Annotated in this window: 13 protein-coding genes; 5 read left to right on the top strand and 8 right to left on the bottom strand. The window is 48.9% G+C overall.

The window, feature by feature from the left end; translation table 11 throughout:
* Positions 1-15: 15 nt before the first annotated feature.
* From AC1DLM_RS01220 to AC1DLM_RS01200, 5 genes are all read left to right on the top strand, one after another.
* Positions 16-1,584, top strand: coding sequence for a spore germination protein (locus AC1DLM_RS01220; RefSeq protein ID WP_477568822.1), 1,569 nt, complete (start codon positions 16-18; stop codon positions 1,582-1,584).
* 18 nt (positions 1,585-1,602) lie between these two features.
* Entirely contained in the window at positions 1,603-2,802 is a 1,200-nt protein-coding gene (locus tag AC1DLM_RS01215) for a Ger(x)C family spore germination protein (protein WP_477568821.1), read from the top strand.
* A gap of 275 nt (positions 2,803-3,077) precedes the next feature.
* Complete coding sequence (locus AC1DLM_RS01210; protein WP_477568820.1) at positions 3,078-4,163, top strand: GerAB/ArcD/ProY family transporter; 1,086 nt, start codon at positions 3,078-3,080, stop codon at positions 4,161-4,163.
* A gap of 353 nt (positions 4,164-4,516) precedes the next feature.
* Complete coding sequence (locus AC1DLM_RS01205) at positions 4,517-4,951, top strand: hypothetical protein (RefSeq protein ID WP_477568819.1); 435 nt, start codon at positions 4,517-4,519, stop codon at positions 4,949-4,951.
* A 48-nt stretch (positions 4,952-4,999) separates the two neighbouring features.
* Positions 5,000-5,653: a helix-turn-helix transcriptional regulator gene (locus AC1DLM_RS01200; protein WP_477568818.1), complete on the top strand. Its 654-nt coding sequence runs from the start codon at positions 5,000-5,002 to the stop codon at positions 5,651-5,653.
* A gap of 27 nt (positions 5,654-5,680) precedes the next feature.
* Here AC1DLM_RS01200 and AC1DLM_RS01195 read toward each other — a convergent pair whose 3' ends face one another.
* The 8 genes from AC1DLM_RS01195 to AC1DLM_RS01160 all read right to left on the bottom strand — a co-directional run bounded on the left by AC1DLM_RS01195 (position 5,681) and on the right by AC1DLM_RS01160 (position 19,301).
* Positions 5,681-6,253, bottom strand: a complete 573-nt coding sequence (locus tag AC1DLM_RS01195; protein ID WP_477568817.1) for a transposase — start codon at positions 6,251-6,253, stop codon at positions 5,681-5,683.
* A 24-nt stretch (positions 6,254-6,277) separates the two neighbouring features.
* Positions 6,278-7,804, bottom strand: a complete 1,527-nt coding sequence (locus AC1DLM_RS01190; RefSeq protein ID WP_477568816.1) for a response regulator transcription factor — start codon at positions 7,802-7,804, stop codon at positions 6,278-6,280.
* Complete coding sequence (locus AC1DLM_RS01185; protein ID WP_477568815.1) at positions 7,801-9,615, bottom strand: cache domain-containing sensor histidine kinase; 1,815 nt, start codon at positions 9,613-9,615, stop codon at positions 7,801-7,803. The genes AC1DLM_RS01190 and AC1DLM_RS01185 overlap by 4 nt, the downstream gene beginning before the upstream one ends.
* Positions 9,616-9,736: 121 nt before the next feature.
* On the bottom strand, positions 9,737-10,852 hold the full coding sequence (locus tag AC1DLM_RS01180) for a glycoside hydrolase family 88/105 protein (protein ID WP_477568814.1): 1,116 nt from the start codon (positions 10,850-10,852) through the stop codon (positions 9,737-9,739).
* A 101-nt stretch (positions 10,853-10,953) separates the two neighbouring features.
* Positions 10,954-12,597, bottom strand: coding sequence for an extracellular solute-binding protein (locus AC1DLM_RS01175; RefSeq protein WP_477568813.1), 1,644 nt, complete (start codon positions 12,595-12,597; stop codon positions 10,954-10,956).
* Positions 12,598-12,638: 41 nt separating this feature from the next.
* Positions 12,639-13,568 (bottom strand): carbohydrate ABC transporter permease, encoded by a 930-nt coding sequence (locus AC1DLM_RS01170; protein ID WP_477568812.1) that lies wholly within the window; start codon positions 13,566-13,568, stop codon positions 12,639-12,641.
* Positions 13,531-14,487 (bottom strand): ABC transporter permease, encoded by a 957-nt coding sequence (locus AC1DLM_RS01165; RefSeq protein WP_477568811.1) that lies wholly within the window; start codon positions 14,485-14,487, stop codon positions 13,531-13,533. Before AC1DLM_RS01165 ends, AC1DLM_RS01170 begins: the two co-directional genes overlap by 38 nt.
* Before the next feature lie 248 nt (positions 14,488-14,735).
* Complete coding sequence (locus AC1DLM_RS01160) at positions 14,736-19,301, bottom strand: family 43 glycosylhydrolase (RefSeq protein ID WP_477569056.1); 4,566 nt, start codon at positions 19,299-19,301, stop codon at positions 14,736-14,738.
* Positions 19,302-19,350 lie beyond the last annotated feature (49 nt).

The following is a 19,350-nucleotide window of genomic DNA, read 5'->3' as shown; positions in this document are numbered from 1 at the left end:
GGGATATCATTTATCATGGATTTCATCGAGAGAATTTTTCGGAATAATAAGAAGCGCGCAGTTGAAACAAGGCTCGATCAGATTAGCTCGTCGTTCTCAACAGAATCACTTGAGCTGTCACTTGAACTTAACATGGACAGAGTTAAGAAAGCCTTTGGAAATAGTAACGATATCATAACGCAAACCATCAATCTGAATGAATCGGATTCGACGCAAATTGGATTTATTTATATTAATGGACTGATTAATCCAAGTTCTATTCAAGCTCTGCTTACCGAAAATTTAAAAGTTGATTTAAGTGAGTCCCCGATGAGTGCTTTAAAAAATGCAATGAGTACACTCGGTCAAGTTCGCGAAATTCCCGATTTCGAGTCCTTATACCAAGCTATTTTAGCGKGGTTAACAGTTATTTTATTGAATGGGTGGGGGCAGGGGTTAGCGGCGAATACACAAGGCGGGGAGCATCGTTCCGTTGAAGAACCGACCACGCAATCGGTTGTAAGAGGACCACGGGAAGGGTTTACAGAGCAAATAAGTACCAATACCGCACTCGTCAGACGTAAAATAAAAGACCCTGACCTATGGATGGAATCCATGACAATCGGGCGTAAAAGTAAAACAGAAGTAGCCATCATGTATATGAATGGCATTGTGAATGACAAGTTGGTACAGGAAGCAAGAATACGGCTTGGACGTATCGATATCGATGCGATATTTGAAAGTGGTTATGTCGAAGAGCTGATCCAAGACGAAACATACTCACCTTTCCCTACCCTGTACAATACGGAACGCCCCGATGTTGTCGCCGCAGGCTTAATGGAAGGACGTATTGCTATTCTTGTCGATGGCACTCCTTTTGTGCTTATGGCGCCTGCTTTGTTTACTCAATTTTATCAATCGGCGGAAGATTATTACCAACGAGCAGATTTCGCAACACTTCTTCGATTACTTCGTTATGCCTGTTTTTTCATATCTTTGTTGGCTCCATCCCTATATATTGCCATAACCACTTTTCACCAAGAATTGTTGCCCTCCTCTTTACTAATCAGTTTAGCTGCTCAAAGAGAGGGGATTCCTTTCCCAGCATTTATCGAAGCGGTTGTCATGGAAGTAACTTTCGAAATCCTTCGAGAAGCCGGTGTGAGGTTGCCGAAGACTGTCGGACAAGCTGTTTCAATCGTAGGGGCATTAGTAATCGGTCAAGCAGCAGTAGAAGCAGGTTTGGTTTCTCCTGCGATGGTTATTATAGTGGCCATTACTGCCATTTCCAATTTTGTTATTCCATCCTTCAATATGGGGATTACGATTCGGATTTTGAGATTTCTATTGATGCTAGTAGCGGCTTCGTTTGGATTATTTGGTGTAACTGTAGGGCTAATCGCTATCGTTATTCATTTGAGTAGTTTAAGGTCATTCGGTATTCCGTACATGTCTCCTATGGCACCTTTTATCTTAGCGGATCAGAAAGATACTATTTTTCGTTTCCCGCAATGGGCATTGTCTACTAGGCCTAGGCTCATTAGTCAAAAAAACAACATTCGAGAAAACAATGCCTCTTCGAATAAGCCTGAAAACAGGCCATAGATAAAGGAGTCATCGGTAATGCGAAGATATGTTATGGTATTTGTTGCCTTATTCGTCACAATTGGGTTACTCACGGGATGTTGGAGTCGGCGCGAGCTTAATGACCTCGCGATTTCGGTTGGTATGGGTTTCGATAAAAAAGATGATCAAGTGCAGGTGACGATTCAAGTTGTTAACCCCAGTGAAGTGGCTTCAAAAAAGGGCGGGGGTGGAACAACAACACCCGTAAGCACCTTTAAAGCTACATCCAAAACCATATTTGAATCTTTAAGGAAAATTACCACACAAAGTCCAAGAAAGGTGTACTCTTCCCATCTTAGGATGCTTGTGATTAGTGAAGAATTGGCTAGGGAAGGGATTACGCCGATTCTGGATGGGATTTCAAGAAATCATGAAATGCGTTCTGATTTCTATATCGTCATAGCCAGAGGAACAACCGCTGAGAATGTATTAAATGTACTTACGCCCATCGAGAAAATCCCCTCAAATAAATTATTTTCCACGTTGGAGATGTCAGAAAAGGTTTGGGCGCCTACTGTAAAAGTAAAATTAGACAAATTAATTTCCGATCTGCAAACAGAGGGAAAAGATCCTGTACTAACTGGTATCCTAATTAAGGGGGATCCGAGTAAAGGTAGTGAAAAGAGTAATGTATACCGAACAGATCCTCCTACATCTTTGGTATATGCGGGTTTAGCGCTTTTTGAAAATGACAAACTTGTCGGTTGGCTTAATGATAAAGAAAGCAAAGGCTACAACTATTTAATAAACAACGTTGAAAGTACGATCGGACATATCGATTGTCCAAAAGGGGGTATTTTAGCATTAGATGTAGTACGCACTAAAACAAAAATGAAAGGCAAAGTAGAAAATGGCAAACCGCAAATCATGGTTGATGTTTTTCTCGAGGAGAATGTGGGTGAAGTCCAATGCAAGATCGATCTGCTTAATCCGGAAACTATCCAGAATCTGGAGGTATTGGCGCAAGAAGACGTGAAAAATATTCTGGAGGCCACCATTCAAAAAGCAAAAAAATATAATGTTGATATTTTCGGCTTTGGTGAAGCGATAAATCGAGCAGACCCTAAATATTGGAATAAAAATAAAGAAAGTTGGAAAGAACAATTTTCCGATTTACCTGTACTTGTGAAGACAGAAGTGAAAATTCGTCGTCTGGGCACTGTAAGTGATTCTCTGGTACAAAAAACAAAGGAATGATCAAAAATGTGGACGATTACAGCGATACTTTTGGCCTCTGCAACTATCGCGATGTTGGAACTTCCATCGCTTATGAAAAAAAAGCTGTATAAAGAATTCGTTATCGTTTGTTGTTTAGTATTGCTAGGTACAATACTAAGCATTGCTCAAAGTATGCATATGGAATTGCCTAATCCCTTAGATCTCATCACCTTTGTTTTTCAACCGTGTAGCGATTTCATTCTAGGGTTTTTACAGTGAAATTGCGTACATACGAGAGGAGGCATAACAAAGAAATGGGAAAAAGTATCATTGGCATCCGACAATTTACCATTCTTGTCATACTATTCACAGTTGGAAGCTCCATATTAATAAGCCCTTCTGGTCTAGCAGCGGAAGCGAAGCAAAACGCATGGATAGCCGCCATTCTGTCCGTGTGTTTTGGTTTGCTGACCGTCTTTCTTTATCAAGCATTGGTAAGACAATTTCCGAACCAAACATTGGTACAGATGTGTGAGACTTTATTTGGCATTTGGATAGGTAAAATAGTTTCTCTGCTTTATTTCTGTTTCTTCTTCCTTCTTGCAGCGCTTGTATTGCGGAACATCGGCGACTTTGTGGTAACTCAGGTTCTCCCCGATACACCGCTTCAATTTATACTTATGATTTTTCTCGCAGTTGTTATAATGGCAAGTTGGCAGGGTATAGAAACTATTGCACGTACCGGGGAAATTTTTTTTCCATGGGTTATGATATTCTTTTTTGCTATGGTTTTATTTCTGGCACCGCAATTCCAGCTTGTTCAGCTTAAACCTTATCTCGGCGAAGGTATTATTCCTGTCATCAGAGCGAGCTTACCTTTTACAGGAACCCCTTTTATGGAACTTATCGTGTTATTGATGGTTATTCCTTTCGTGAATGGTGTGAAAAAAGCAAATAAAGCGTTTTTCGTGGGGACGCTGATCGCGGGAATATTATTGATTGTGATAACTTTGATCTCGATTCTTGTTCTTGGTGCAGGTATTACCGCAAGGAATTTGTATCCAAGCTATAGTTTAGCGAAAATGATTAGCGTTGGACAATTTCTAGAAAGATTAGAAGTCATAATGGCGGGGATCTGGTTTATTACGATCTTTTTTAAACTAACGATTTGTTTCTATGCTTCAGTCCTTAGTTTCGCTCAGGTTATCAAAATGGAAGAAATCCGCCCCTTGTTTTTCCCTTTTGGGATGATTTTGATTGTGTTATCTATCATTGCATATCCAAACGAAAGCTATTTCCTTCACTTCGTATCAAAAATATGGTTTCCCTATGCCTTCACATTTGGAGTACTACTTCCTTTATGCATGATTGGTGTGGCTCTCATTCGAAAGAGAGTATAAAGTAACCAATCACGATTAATTACTTCATGATAACCATCCATTTACACTGAGTAACAGCTCACACCATTCGTTACCATGAAAAGAAAGGCTTGTTAACAGTCGGCATGTCCAGAGAGAGGACGATAAACTAACGCAACCATTCGGACGAGGCTATCGAACGTCTGAGACTCATCTCCCAATTTCGTAAAACTTACACTATGGCATCCCTCCTGACGAAGTGATGTCCCCACATTCGCTTGGGGCTATTCCTCCAGATCCATTACAGAGGTTTCTTCGGTCGTGCACCTACCCTCACAAGCATAAATTCATTTCGGCATATGCCTTATTGCAACCGTTTTGGGTAACAGCCCTTCTTGCAACGTCCCTTGCTTTCCAAGTCCCTTACAACCTACTATATCGTGCTCACCGCCGAATTCGATCACAAGTCGGTGCAGAGCTCCGGCGATTTGCAACTATATCTCTACGCACTGTGCAACGTTGGCGAGGAATCGATCGGCTCCCTCCAAGATGGGGAGGCCATGAAAGGGTCAGCCGTACAAATCGACGATTATCAAGCGGTCATTCTGCTGAGCTTCGCCTGTGGCCGTCCTGCCGATAACGCCGGACTGGCGCTGTCCTTTGCGGAACGATTGCGGGCCAAAACCGAGCAGTTGTTCAAAAAGACGATCAGCATCGGGGTAGGCTCCCCTTATCCCGATTTTCGGGATATTCGAACGTCATATCTGGAATCGTCGGCGTTTATTGCATATAAAATTTTGACCGGCCCGAATGCGATTATCACCTCGTAGCAGGCTGGTTCCTGGGATAGCCGTAAAATGATGGATGTGTTCGAGGCCGTGGACGCGGTGCTCGAGGCCATTAAACAGGCGGATGCCGATCGGACGAACCGGCAGCTGGACGGCTTGTTCGACAACGCGGCAGTCTCTAATTTAACCAAGGATATGATGGTGCAGCTCTGCCTTCAGGTGCTGCTCAAGGCGCTTCGGATCGCGGCGGATTCGAGTCTGGACGAGAGGTTTCGAGAGGATAAGGAAACCGTACTTGACCGATTTAAGCATTGCGAAACGATACAGGAGATGCGTTCGGTGCTCTGCGGGCAATTGTGCGGGCTGATTATGGCCATGATCGAGAAGCGGAGCGCCCGCAAGAAGACGAATGATCTCATTGAAGCCATCCAAGCCTATTTGACGGTTCATTATGTAAATAGCGACATATCAGTGAATTACATGGCTGATCTGTTCGGCATCTCCCCCAATTACTTAAGCAAGCTGTTTAAAGAGCACACGACGATGAATTTCATCGACTACCTAATCGAAGTGCGCATGAAGGCCGCTAGCGGACTGCTGCTCGAAACCGCTCTCAAGTTGAACGAGATTGCGCTTCAAACCGGGTATGCCAACTTTTCAAGCTTCCTGCGCAACTTTAAGAAATATTACGGCATGACGCCCACGGAATACCGGCAGGTGCATGCAGATTCGGTAGCCAAATGAATGATATGAGCAATCCTGCTTGTTCGCTTAATGACAGAAGGAGCAGTTGCCATCCCATCTGCATGATGTTGGGTGACAAATTGGTTTTGGCATGCCAAAGGTGCTATCCAATAAGTCCCTAAAATAAAAAAGTTGGGCGGAAAAAACGACATGTTTTCCGTCCAACTTTTTTTGGCACTGTTTTGTAGGAAAGCAGCGAGGCGAATGCCTGCTACTTTCAGGAGATTGTGGGCCATAGCCACAATCCCAAACTCCGTGAACCTTTTCCAACCCCATCAAGGAAAACCGGCGGAACGACCGATTGCCCTTGATGCGACCAAATACGCTCTCTACCTCGACTTTACGCTGAGCATAGATTGCGGATTTCTTGTCATCACCAAGAGCGCTTTTCGCTTTTGTTTTCAACTCTTCCCATACCGTGTTCCAGTGAACCTGGCGGTTGCCTTTTCCCTTTGTGCACGCCGCTCTCATCGGACAATCACTGCATTCTTCACACTCATAAGTCTTAAAGCTCTGCTCCAAGCCAGAGCGCTTCTTTTTCGTCAGGTACTTTTTGAAGAGAACGTATCTCCCATTGGGGCCGTTACCGCCTCTGCTCATGATAATCAGGTTATGTTTTTCTAGTCACTGGCCAGCCATCTGCTTGCGGTATTCTTTAGGGGAGACTCCCGCTATTCTGTTGAACAGATGCGTGAAATAATTGGAGTCGTTGAAGCCGGTGGCCTCAGAAATTTCGAATATTTTCATATCTGTGCTTTTCAGTAGAAGCTTCGCTTTCTGTACGCGGAGGTTCTGGATATAGCCGGTTACACCTTCCCCGGTTTCCTTTTTAAATAGATTGCTGAAGTAGCTGGGGTTGAGATGGACATGGGCCGCTACCTCGGCCAAGCCGCATACTCCCATGTATGATTCTTCAATAAACCGGATGGCCTGCTTGACCGGATTATCATTCTTGCTGGCAAGCCAGTTATTGTGGGATTGCAGGAATTCCTGGATGTATCCCTGCAACCATGCGGCAATATTCTCCGGCGTCGCACATTTGTAGATAGAATCCCACTCTATGGGGCGCAAGGCCATTTGCCATTCGGGAAACTGGACCTGCACCAATCGGAGAATGGCCGCAACCAGCAGCAGCGCTTCGATCTTGGCGGTTTGCGGGGGCAAATGGCTGATACGGACGGCTTGCTCCTGCAGCTCACGGCTCAACCGGTTGTTATCCTCCGACATAAGCCAGGTTACAATTTCCTTCTCCTTCTCGTAAAGCGCCGTCTGGTTGAGCAGTGATTCGTTGGCAGAACCGTGTTCCCTTTCCCCTCCCCGGCAATACCGTCTATAGCCCTGGTGCAATTCTTCCGTGCTGGCGCATAGTCCTTGTCCACTGCATTCAAGAGGCAGCCTTAGATATTGATGAATTGAATCGGTGAGTATTTGCAGCCATGAGGGGGTTGTATCTGGCCGAGTAGTACTCCGGTCCACCAATAAAGCCCACTCCGATGCGTTCAAAGGAAACAGGCGAAAGCCGTCGGGAAACCGTTTATTCAAGTGCTCCCCGGCAATATTGGCGAAAGCGAACTGCAAAAGCGGCACATCCCGGTCGGTATAATGCTTTTCCGGGGGGAAATAGGTAGGAATACGGAGAAAATGCAGCTCGCATTGCTTCAGCAGAGCCTCCACCTCTTCGCCGTTGCAGGGCATGCCCATAATAGCCGAGCGCAGCACGCTGTCTTCATGCTGGCGCTTCCAGCCCTCCACCAAAAGCTGGGACTGGTTTTCTTCAATGAGCTGCACATAAATCCGGTCGAGTATGCTTAATATATCCGTTTCTACACAAGGCTTCGTGATAAAATCCATCACTCCGAACTTGACGGCGGACTGGGCATACGAAAAATCCTTAAATCCGGTTACAATCACAATCTTCGTCAGCCAACCGCGGCTTTTGATTTCTTCTGCCAGCCGCAGACCATCTATATGGGGCATCCGGATATCGGTCAGCAAGAGATCTGGGACACATTTCTCCATCATGAACAAGGCGTCTCGGCCATTGGCCGCTTCCCCCATCACCACCCACTCGGTGGACCGCTTCCCCACCAGCCTCCGCAGCCCCTTGCGGAAGTTGGGCTGATCCTCTGCAATAAACAGCTTGCCCTTCATCCTTTCCCCTCCTCATGACTCCCCAGTGTCCCGGATTTAATAGGGAGCGCCATGTGAACAACCGTTCCTTTCCCTTTACTGCTGCTAATCTCCACGCCATATGCGGGTCCGTATACCAGTTGAATGCGCCGCAGCACACTTTTGTAGCCGATTCCCGTCTTATTGCCGTCCGGAAGATCAGCCTCCGCCTCTGTCAAGGTTCTCAGGGTTTCTTTATCCATGCCGCATCCGTTGTCAGCCACCTCGATATGGAGCGCCTCATTTAACAGGAACGCTTTAATCCGCAGCACCCGGTCTTCCTCCATATCACGGAAAGCGTGCACAAAAACATTTTCCACCACTGGCAGCAAGAGGGATCGCATCATCCGCAGATTCAGCAGGGACTCCTCAGCTTGAATAATGGTTTCAATCTCGCCGGTGAACAGCTCTGTCTGGATCTTGATGTAATTGCGGATTTGATGCAGCTCTTCGCCAAGCGTCGTATCCGTCTGGACAGATTTAAGGGAATACTTCAACATCTCCGAGATTGCGTTGATCAGAAGCGCCGCCTCCTCCTGGTCGTCGCTGTACAGCTTCCAATACAGCTCATTGAACAGGTTGTGCAGATAATGGGGGTTCAGCTGTGCCTGGATCGCCTTCAGTTCCGATTCCCTCTGGCTGATCTGGGCCAAATATACCTTATTAATCAGCTCGCTCACTTGCTCTGCCATGCTGTTAAAGCTGTCTCCGATGTAGCCCAGCTCATCGCCGGAATCCACTCTGACACGGACCGTGAAATCGCCGGAACGCAGCATACGCAGTCCCTGCATCAGATGGGCCAGAGGAGTCAGGAGCGTCCGGGTGGAAATCATAATAAGCAGTGCACTGAGCAGGATCACGCCGATTCCGGCAAATGCCAATACCCGGATGATGTCTTTATTTTTCCTCTGTATCTCTTGCAAGGAAGCTCCTCCGTATAGGATAAAGGCTGCTGGAATCAGCTCGTGGCGGACAAACAAATAGGTGATGCCATTCATTTTGACGTAACGGGGATAATTGGCCTCTGTCAGTTGCAAGAGTTGATCCATCTCGCTCTGGTCGGCATTGGAGTAGAGCATACCGCCCATAGGCTCTAGCAGCAGCACCTTGCCGCTGCCGTTCTCCGTAAGATCCCGAAGCACCTTGGATATCAGGCTTTCCTCTATCACCATCACCATGGTGCCGTACGGGATCAGCTTCTCATTGAGCATCCGTCTGGCTGCAACCAGAACCGTTCTGCGACCGTCCGGATCAATGGTGCTGTTCGCCTCGGCACGGCCCCAGACCATATTCCCCCGATGGGGCTTAAGTTTTTCCATTATCCTGGTCAAGTCATCCGTTCTCGGTTCTCCCGACACACCAGTTTTGGAGAGAACCGTCATTTCGCCGTTCTCATTGTACAGGAAAACGGAACGGATAGACGGCGCATCTACCAGCAGCATATTCAACTGCTCTTCTACATACTTGCGGTTCTTGAATTGGGTGTAAGAATCGCTCACGGGAACGATGTTCTCCCTGAGGAACATTTCAATGTTCGGATTGAGGATAATGGATTGGGATACCCGGTTGATTTCCTGGAAGGACATCTCCAGCCGGGCCAAAGCCTGTTCGTTGGCGATGGAGAACTGCCTGCTAATTTCCCCCTCCATTAACTGGATATTTGAGCGGTAAACCATCCAGCCCGCCAAGGCAAAGGAAAGTGTTACCATACATGAGAGCAGCACGATCAGTTTGATCTTGAAGCTGCCCTTTATTTTTCCGGCTATATACCCCGGCCAGCTTGTGGGATTCAATCAGCTCCCCCCCTTAATTTCATATTATATGATAAAACGCTTTCCATCCAAGCAAACAAGGTTCATATTACCTGTCTACGTAGGAAGAAAGCGCGTCACATTCCGGTCCGGTTTACCCGTATTATTTTAAAGCTTCATACAAGGCAATAAGAGCAAGGGACTGTCCATATGCCATCGGCATGATGGCAATATTTTTATAGTGGTCTTTATCCATTCCCATACCGGTTCCGGCCGACACATTCAGCACGGTTCCATCCCCGCCGATATTTTGACAAACCGCCTGGATAGCCTTGTCTGCGACAGCCTGATAGGAGGAGTCCAGGATACCGGCTTTTTTGCCTTTTAGGATACCCGCAGCAATTGCGGCCGATCCGGATACCTCTTCATAGCTGGYTGGGTCTTGCAGGACTGTGTGCCAGAGACCGGAAGCGGCCTGGAGCGGAACCAGCGCATTGACCTGAGCCTTATACGTATCAACCAAAAATTGACGAACGCCCGGGTTCATCGTATCTTGGCAAGTTTCCAAGTAATCGATGAGGCCGTAGGTGAACCAGGAATTTCCGCGGCACCAGAAGATGCTGCCGAAATTATCATTGCGTTCGAAACTCCAGCCGTGGAAGAACAGTCCGGTATGTTTGTCGAACAAGTACTTGATATGGAGCAGAATCTGGTGTACGGCTTCTTGCTCCCACTCCGGCCGGTTGAACTTGCGCCCGGCTTGGTTCAAAAACAGAACCGCCATAAAGAGCGTATCGATCCATAATTGCCCATTGTGTAAATGGATGCCATCCCGGTTGCCAATGGCAGTGACGGTATGCTGGAAGCCGCCTTCTTTGGTTTTGGGCAGCTCATGAATGAGCCAATCCGCGTGAGCTTGGCAAAGCTGTTCCAGCTGGTTAGAAGGCTCGAGCTGATCCATGAGCAGAACCAGAGCCAGATAAGGGGCGGTCGTATTAATATTTTTTGATGGCAGACCCACCTCCAAATTGCGGGAATACCAGTTCTGAAAAAACGCCATATAGCGGTGATCGCTATAATATTTCTGCAGTTTATACAGACCATAGAGACCGACGCCCTGGGGCCAGTCCCATTCTTCAATGCCGAAATCCCGTTGGACAATCCCTTTTCTTGTATCGGCCTGGACCACGGTTTTATCCTTTTCATAGTCGCTGCCGCCCAGATTCATAAGCTTGTCTACGACCAGTCCGATTTTTTGGAGCAGCATTTCGTTTGTCATAATTCTTATACTCCTTCTCATATAAAATGTTCCGAAAGCAAACTTGGCCCGACCTTTGCCGAACCAAGTCTGCATTCATTCTATTCCAGCCCCATCAGCCCTTACTTCTTATGCTGGGAGCGGACCAACTCCAGGATATCCTTACCCAGGAAGGCTCTATCTTTATTTTCTTTGTACCAGGTATTCATGAATTCCTCGATCTGTTTGCCGCCGCCTCTCTCCCACGCCGCTTTGGCATCCGCTACGGCCTGCTCAGGCGTATATTTGGCCCCGCCGATAATGCCTTTGGCAAAGATGTCCTTCATTTCCTTGTCGACATTAGTATTGATCACGACCAACTCACTTGGCAGAGTAGGCATATGCTCATAGTGACTCAGCGCGGGATACTGGGCCTCGGGATTAAGCAAGAACTCGTCGGCTTTCTTCAGCATGTCCAGACCGGCCTTCTGGTCAGGGTCACTGACGTCGAACGCCGTGGTGGAATTCAGAAGCGGGTTCTCGGGGATGGAGTAAAACATGGAGTAGTCCATGGCMCAATCCAGTTCCTTGGCGTTTTTGACAGGATCAATGACCTTAGGAAAACCATCCGCCCCTTTTTTCCAATGCTCTCCTTCAATTCCTTTTTTCAGAATGAGTCCGGTCTCCGGCTTGATGATGAAGTTAATATATTCCATAGCAGCCTTGGGATTTTTGGCAGCGGCATTGATCACTGTGGTCATTTGAACCGGATTGACCACATGGTGAACGAATTGTCCCATGGGGGACTTTGGCTGCGCCATCGGCGCAATTACCGCCTCCGGAACGACCTTGCGAAGCGTTTTGATGTCCGTTACCGTATTCTCAAACCAGTTGGTGATAGCTGGAGGAAGATATACGCCTATTTTTCCGTTCAGGAAATCCTGCTTGGCTTTGGCTCCGTTTTTGTCCGCCAGGTAATCCTTGTCGATAAGCCCTTCCTCAAACAATCGTTTCTTGAATTTGAGAGATTCCAGCGTATTGTCCCAAGTCCGGATAATTTTGTCGTCACTGGAGATTTTCCAGCCGTACGAGCCGAACATGGAGTCCACCATGCCGTCCGAGGTGTAGCTCATATTGGTTCCATAGGTATCCTTCTTCCCGTTGCCGTCAGGATCCTGCTCAACGAATGCTTTCAGAACGACAAGCAATTCTTCGGTCGTCTTCGGAACCTCCAGGTTCAATTTTTTCAGCCAATCCATCCGGATAAAGGCTACACTCTGCAGGTGGGGCTCATTAATTTTGCCGATTTCGTATAGCTTGCCGTCCGGCTTCGTGCCTATCTTGCGAAGCTGAGGGTACTTATCCAGCATCTTCTGGTATTCAGGCGCATATTTCAAGTAATCGTCCAGAGGCATCAACTGCTTCTGCTGGTATAGAGAATTCCGGAAGCCCGTGTCGAAATCATTGACGATATCCGGCGCACTGCCCGATGCGAACAACACATTCAGCTTCTTGACTGCCTCCGCACGGGAAATCGGCACATACTGAGCTGTTACGGGAGAATGCTCATTAATCCACTTGGTCCAACGGTTCTCCTCAACTGTTCCTTCCGCTGCGGGAATATTGCCCCTGTCATAGTTGGAAACGGTAATTGTGGCTTTTACTTCGGCTTGCCCCTTAGTCTCCCCTTCCTTCTGACTGCAACCTGTTGCCCCTGCCGCCATAACCGCCGACAGTCCCAGCGCCAGCGTGATCTTCATTTTTGGTACGGATGTTTGTCCAAACATATGGTATCCMCCTCAATCTATGATTAATTTCATTGTTGCCGCTAACCCTTGATAGAACCAAGCATAATGCCTTTGACAAAATACTTCTGCAAGAAAGGATATACCGCCAGCATGGGCACGACCATGACCATAACCCCAACCGCTTTCAGCTTTTCGGATACCATTTCCTGCTGCTGCATCATATCCATGGCGGACACATTGAAGTTTCCCTGAATTTGCAGCATCCCCTGAACGATAACAGTAAGATTCTGCAGATTCGTCTTACTAATGTAAAGAATAACGCTCATGAACATGTTCCAGTAGCCCACCCCGTAGAATAACGTCAGCGTAGCCAGCATGGGAAGAGCCAAGGGCAGTATGATGCGCATGAGCAGCTGGACCTCGCCGCAACCGTCAATCTGGGCGGAATCCACCACTTCTCCCGGGGTGCTCTCAAAATAGCTTTTCATAATCAGCATATTATAGGTGCTGATCAGCCCGCCAAGCCACAGGGACCAGTAAGTATTGGTCAAATGCAGGCTATTCATGACCAGATAAGTAGGGATCATGCCTCCGCTGAAGAGCATGGTGAACAATGCAGCCGTTGTGATCGGCTTGCGGGCGTAGAGGTAACGGCGGGATAAGGGATAGGCCGTCAACACTGTGGCCAGCATGCTCAAGGCCGTTCCGCATAAGGTAATGATCACGCTGTTGGCAAAGGCGCGCAGGGCCGGCGTATTCTCAAAAAAGTATCTGTACACGGTGAAATCAAGCCCTACTGGCCAGAACCAGACTTGACCCAGATCAACCGCATGCCCCGAGCTTACGGACAGCGCAATCAAATGCAGGAAAGGCAGGATGCAGGTGAGCGAAATGATGATCAGTACAGCGTGAATAACGATTACAAAAATTTTACCGCCTGTTGATTCCCTCAAGAGGAATTCCCACCTTTCTTCAGAATAATCCCTGATCGAATTTACGGGCCAATGCATTAGCCGACAGCACAAGCACCAGACCGACAAAGGATTCAAACAAGCCCATGGCTGTGGTCAGGCCAAACTGCGCCTGCTGCAGCCCCACTTTGTATACGTAGGTGCTGATGACCTCCGCTTTCTGCAGGACAGTGGGGTTCTGCAGATTGTAAACCTGGTCAAACCCTACTTCCATCAGACGGCCCATTCCTAGAATCAGCAGCAGGATAATCGTAGAACGGATGCCCGGCAGAGTGATATGCCAAATCTGCCTAAACTTGCCTGCACCGTCCATCCCAGCGGATTCGTACAGGCTGGGGTCAATGCCGGAGAGAGCGGCGAGATAGATAATAGCGCCGAAGCCCATCTCTTTCCACATACCTGAGCCAATAAAGATGGCGACCCATGAGTTTGCGCGGTACAGGAAAGGCACCGGCTCCATCCCCCATTGGCCCAGCAGCTTGTTGATGGTGCCGCCGTCGATGGAGAACAGGGTCAGGATAATGCCTGCAACGATGACCCAGGACAAAAAATGAGGCAAATATATAATGGTTTGAATCCAGCGCTTCAACCAGCTCTTCCCGACCTCATTCAAGGCAATGGCGATAATAATCGGCGCAGGGAACCCGAAGATCAGGCTCAGAACGCTAAGGGTAAGGGTATTCCAAATAATTTGCAGCGTGACGTGGGACTGGAATAGAAGCTCGAAGTATTTCCACCCCACCCACGGACTTGACCATATGCCATCGTGAAAATTGTAGTTCTTGAAAGCGATCACAAGACCGCCCATAGGCAAGTAGCGGAATATCAGATAATACAGCAATCCCGGTATAAGCATAACAAATAGCGGAATATTCTGCCGAAACCGCTTTGTCTGGTAAAAGGCCTCTTTGGCTGCCGGTGCTCTATCCGTTGCTACGGCGGCTGGCGTTGTTCTCATGGCTCCCCTTCTTTCAGTTGAAAGTATTTGTTGGATGTGATGCTTATAATGTACCGCAGTTCGTCAATTCCTGGCCTTAAGAATCTTTAGGTGTTTCTGTGCGATTTTTGTTTCTCCTTCAAAACATCAGAAGTCTCCCGGAAATGGCAACCAGCCAGCCGGCCGCCCGCGCAGAGACAAAAACCAAGGAGCCTGGCGGGTGTTCCCGCTTGGCTCCTTGGTTTTGTCCTGTGATCCACTCAATCACTTTAATTGCTGCGCCACGCTATAAAGCGCATGATCATGGCGGATACTTCCGCCCGGGAGACAACACTGGCAGGCTCCAGAAGGTTCCCCGGTTTGCCGTTAAGAATACCTGCCGATACAGCCCAATCGATAGCATCATTGGCCCAGGCGGACACTTCACCGCTGTCCGCAAAGTTCTTGCCATTGCTGCTTGCAGCTGGCTGTCCTGCGTAACGGTGCAGGACAGTAATCAGTTGTTCCCGGGTCATGGAAGCTTCGGGCACACTGCCATCGCTGATCCCGGAAGCGGTAGCCCAGTCTTTCGCCTTGCTGTACCAATATTCCCCGCCTTCGGTCTCAACGCCATGCACACGGGCCAACACGGTAAATAACATGGCCCGGCTCATGGATACATCGGGAGCGAAGATCCCTTTCTCCGTTCCAAGCAGCCATTCGCGGCTTGCTATGAAGGCAATCGCCTCCGCAGCCCAATGGCTGCCAGGCACATCCCGGAGAACAACCTTATTGTCAATCAGCTGCACCGTCATACTGCTCTTGGCAGTGAAGCTTAATCCGGCTTCAGTAATAACCGTGTTTATCACTTCCCTGGTTCCATTAATCCGAACCGTATAGGCTACCGTGGAGGCGGAAGCATTCTTGAACGGAACTGTGACCCGTGCTTGCTGTACGCCATCAGGCAGTCGAACTGTAGCTGTTACTTCTCCCAGCGGACTTGTGACGGTCTCAACCCTGACTCCTTGCGTATCCGTTGAGACCGTGCGGCTGCTTCCATCGGGCTTGCTCACCGTCTCACGCTTGCTTCCATTCTTCTTAATGATAATCTCGGTAACTGTACCATTGCTTTCTTTGGTTATTACTTTGCGATCGCCGTTCGGCCAGACAGTCGTCTCTGTCATCGTACCGGTAGTTGGATCCTTGACACTGGTGGTCGTGCTGCCATCCCCATTCTTGACCTCAGTAGACGGCGTTGTGGGGACAACGGGATTACTTCCGCCCGTTTGGAGGCCTCCGCCACTTTCACCGCTGTCGTTATCATATACACCCACTGTTACAACACAAGAAGCTGTGGAGCCGCCGTCCTCAGTGGTAACCGTAATAACGGCTTTACCAGAGGCATGAACCGTCACAAGCCCCTGTCCATCCACGGTGGCCACAGCCGGATTGGAACTGCTCCAGGTCACGGTCTTGTTGGCTGCGTCAGCGGGTTCCACCTTTGCGGTAAGCTGGACAGTCGAATCCCCTTGGTTGGTATACAGTTGGGCGGCGGTCTGATTCAGGCTCACTCCGGTGACATGTACCGGCTTTGTATAGACTGCAATGATCAACTCCACATGGGGACTAGCTTTATGTGTAGCCGTCTCGGCGTACCTAACCCAGTAAGTTCCGGGTGAAAGGTTTGAAAGGGTATCCCCTTCGATCTGCAACCAGGTGCTTCCATTATCGGTGGACCATTCCATGAATGGATTGACACCGGCGATACGTCCATCTTTTGCCCCAACCGCTGTTTCATTAGTGATCTTGAGCCCCTCGGGAGCTGCTTTCGGTACTCCGGTTACCATCGCTTTGAAATCGTCAAAGTCGATGGAGGCGTTGGCGTAGCCATCGATACCGAACCTTTGAACGGTCAGCTTGTTTCCGCCTGTGTGGCGGAAGTTGAAGTCGGTGGCCACCTCAACGTCGTCGATATAGACTGTATAAGTCTTGGCCTCCCAATTTGCCACCATTTTGACTTGGTACCAGGTATTCAGCTGATAGTCTTTGACTTTAACCTTCGTCGACGGTCCATTCTGCACGACAATTTTACCCGTATCAAAAGCCGTGACCATGGAATAATTGCCTGTGCCGCTGTCGTTTCGCATCATGGCGCCATTGGCGTACTGGAAGCTGGTGTTTAGTCTGGCGCGGTATTCGATTACGATGCGCTGATCCGCCTCGGCCTTTACCTCACCTGCATACGGCAGGATCAGGTTGGCCTTGCCCGAAGCAGCTGTTGTGGTCAGCCGGAGGAATTTATTCCCTGCCTCTTCCTGCAAAGTGGCGGCAGCGCCATTGGTCAAATCCTCGGTTGTAAACCCGTAAGGATACTTGCCGACCGTGTCGCCGGAGAAATCCCGGTAAGCGTTAAACACTACGCCGTCTTGAATGCTGTTCAGCGAATTTAACAAAGCCTCTTCCGCTTGAGTCAGCCTTTCCAGTTCTTCGTCAAACTCTCTTTTACTCAGACCTGCGTTCCGTGCCATCACTTCCGCCTTGTTCACTTCGGCCACGAAGGCATCATATTGGGATTGGCTATAATTGCCCAGCCCATCGCCCAGAGGATAAGAGAAGTTGGTAAGCTTATTGCGGAGTTGGCTCACAACCTCATCAAGACCCCATCCCGGAATAACGTTTACGGCAACGGTGGATGGAAAATTACGGCCATCCAGCTTCAGGGTGACAGGCACCTGAACAGTACCAATGGTGTTAAAATCAAGACCCTCCGGCTCCCATCCGACGATCTCGGCCTTTTTCGACTGGCTGTTGTAAACAACATCAATAACGCTTGGCAGCTCTGGAGCCACTCCGGATGGCGTCTTCACAGAGGAAGCGGTTTGAACCGTATCAGTTGCTTCAATAACAGTTAAGTTGAGCGCTGCTTTCTTCCCGTTGTATTCGGCTGTAATAAGAGCTGTGCCCGGTTTAACCGCATAGACCGACCGGGTTACGGAATCAACTCCGGCCACCCCGGGATCGCTGCTGGTATATAGGGCAGCCGCTGACACATTCTGAACCTCATCGTTGTTATAAAGTGCCGTTACCTGCATGGGCCCGCTAGTCTGCCCGCTGGTCAGGATGCGGTCCAATCCGCCAATGGCAACGGACTGCACAGATTTAGGCTCCGCAGCAACCGTAACCGTGGCAGTGGCCGTTTTCCCATTATAGGTGGCGGTGATTGTGGCACTGCCAGCACTTATTGCCTTAATCCTAACCCCTCCGTCAATAACGGTAACCTTCGGATCGGAAGAACTGAAGATTGCTCCTGTGTCAACAGTGTTATAGGTAGTCCCTTTTACGGTATACAGGGGCAAGCTGCGGGTTTCTCCTAACCCCAACGTGTACCCCGGAGCACCGAATAACATTTCGGATGCATCCAGCTTAAATAGATCCAGGCTGTCGATCTCAGCAAGGTTGTTCCCCTTCGAGAAGCGGATGCTATTGTCGCCTTGCTGAAGATAAACTTTTGCCGTGGAAACTCCCCATCGATTCCAGCCGGCATAGACGATGTTCAAATTTGCGCCGGAGCCGCCGTTAACCGACAAGATATGAGAAGCGTCCGCCCCATTCGACGAGCCGTTGGCATTGCGTACGGACATCACATAAAATCCTGATTCCAGCACGTTGACTGTAAACTGGGCATAATCATGATCGTTCTTGATATTGGCAATCTTCATCCCGCCTGAAGCGCTGCTTTCCAGCCGGACAGCGGGACCGGTTCCGACGCCGGGAGCTTTCACCAGCAGGACATCTTCCGCCTCATAACGTTGACGTGCCGGCTCCCCTGAAGGCGTGGCAATAGGTGAGTTCGGATCTACGGGCTGTCCCAGGTTCGGCGTATTATCTGCATTCCAGGTAAATTTCTGTGTGTGGACCTTGCGGGTCCATCCCGATCCCGGCCAGCGAGCCGCATGGTAGATGATCCAGTCCTCCGTGCCGTCGGGAGACGTGACGATGCTGTGATGGCCCGGGCCGTTAACACCGTTGGCGCTGGAGAAGATAGGCGTGTCTTTTTTCACCCAGGAAGCGGGACTCATCAAGTCGTCGCCGATCTTGGCTGTGATCAGCCCGAGGCAATAGCTGTCTGTCCAGCTTCCGTTCGCGGAATAAACCAGATTGATCGTGTCGCCCTTTATCGTGACTTGGGGACCTTCATTGATCCTGGCCGGCGACGATTCCCAATCATATTCAGACGTCGAGAGCAATACCCGTTCCGAGCTTATGGTTCGTGGATCGCTCATCTCCGCAATATATAAATTTTGGAAACTGCCATCTGTTTCTTCCCAGCCGGACCAGATGAAATAGTGTTTTCCATTTACAGTTAGCACCGTGCCGTCAATCGCCCAGCGGTCGGAGGAATCAGTAATCTTCCCCTTGAATTCCCAGGTGCCGGTCATCGGATTCTCACTGTCGTTCTCCAGCACGTACATACGGTGGTTCGCGTTGGTTCCGTTGTCAGCTGCAAAGTAGATATACCATTTGGATTTGCCGTCGCTATCTTGAAGATAATGCATTTCCGGCGCCCAAACATTGGAACTGTACATGGTGCCCTTGACCGGTGTCCAGGCTAGCCGCCGTTCGCCCGCCTCAAGGCCGGTGATCGTCTTCGATCTGCGGATCACGACGCCGCTGGCGTTTGCAAAGGTGTTGTAGTAATAGCCGTCCGTGTGCTTATAAACCCAGGGATCGGCGCCTGTCTGCATGATTACATTGTAAAAATCCGACACATGTTTCCCCTCCTGTGAGGATGTTGATTCCGGCTTAGCCGGCGTTGGCTCTGCTGCCGATGCCGATCCGCTCCATTGCGGCAGCATTAGCAGTACTGCGAGACAAAGCAGCAGATGTCTGAATTTTTTTTTGACC

Source organism: Paenibacillus sp. 01T442, assembly GCF_056398345.1.
Note: the sequence above shows the minus strand (reverse complement) of the source record. Positions and strands in the feature narration are given on the sequence as shown.

Bases quoted from the DNA above. Each gene is read 5' to 3' on its own strand.
- AC1DLM_RS01215 (WP_477568821.1), top strand. From the start codon at position 1,603: ATGCGAAGATATGTTATGGTATTTGTTGCCTTATTCGTCACAATTGGG.
- AC1DLM_RS01210 (WP_477568820.1), top strand. From the start codon at position 3,078: ATGGGAAAAAGTATCATTGGCATCCGACAATTTACCATTCTTGTCATA.
- AC1DLM_RS01195 (WP_477568817.1), bottom strand. From the start codon at position 6,253: ATGAGCAGAGGCGGTAACGGCCCCAATGGGAGATACGTTCTCTTCAAA.
- AC1DLM_RS01190 (WP_477568816.1), bottom strand. From the start codon at position 7,804: ATGAAGGGCAAGCTGTTTATTGCAGAGGATCAGCCCAACTTCCGCAAG.
- AC1DLM_RS01170 (WP_477568812.1), bottom strand. From the start codon at position 13,568: ATGCATTGGCCCGTAAATTCGATCAGGGATTATTCTGAAGAAAGGTGG.
- AC1DLM_RS01165 (WP_477568811.1), bottom strand. From the start codon at position 14,487: ATGAGAACAACGCCAGCCGCCGTAGCAACGGATAGAGCACCGGCAGCC.
- AC1DLM_RS01160 (WP_477569056.1), bottom strand. From the start codon at position 19,301: ATGCTGCCGCAATGGAGCGGATCGGCATCGGCAGCAGAGCCAACGCCG.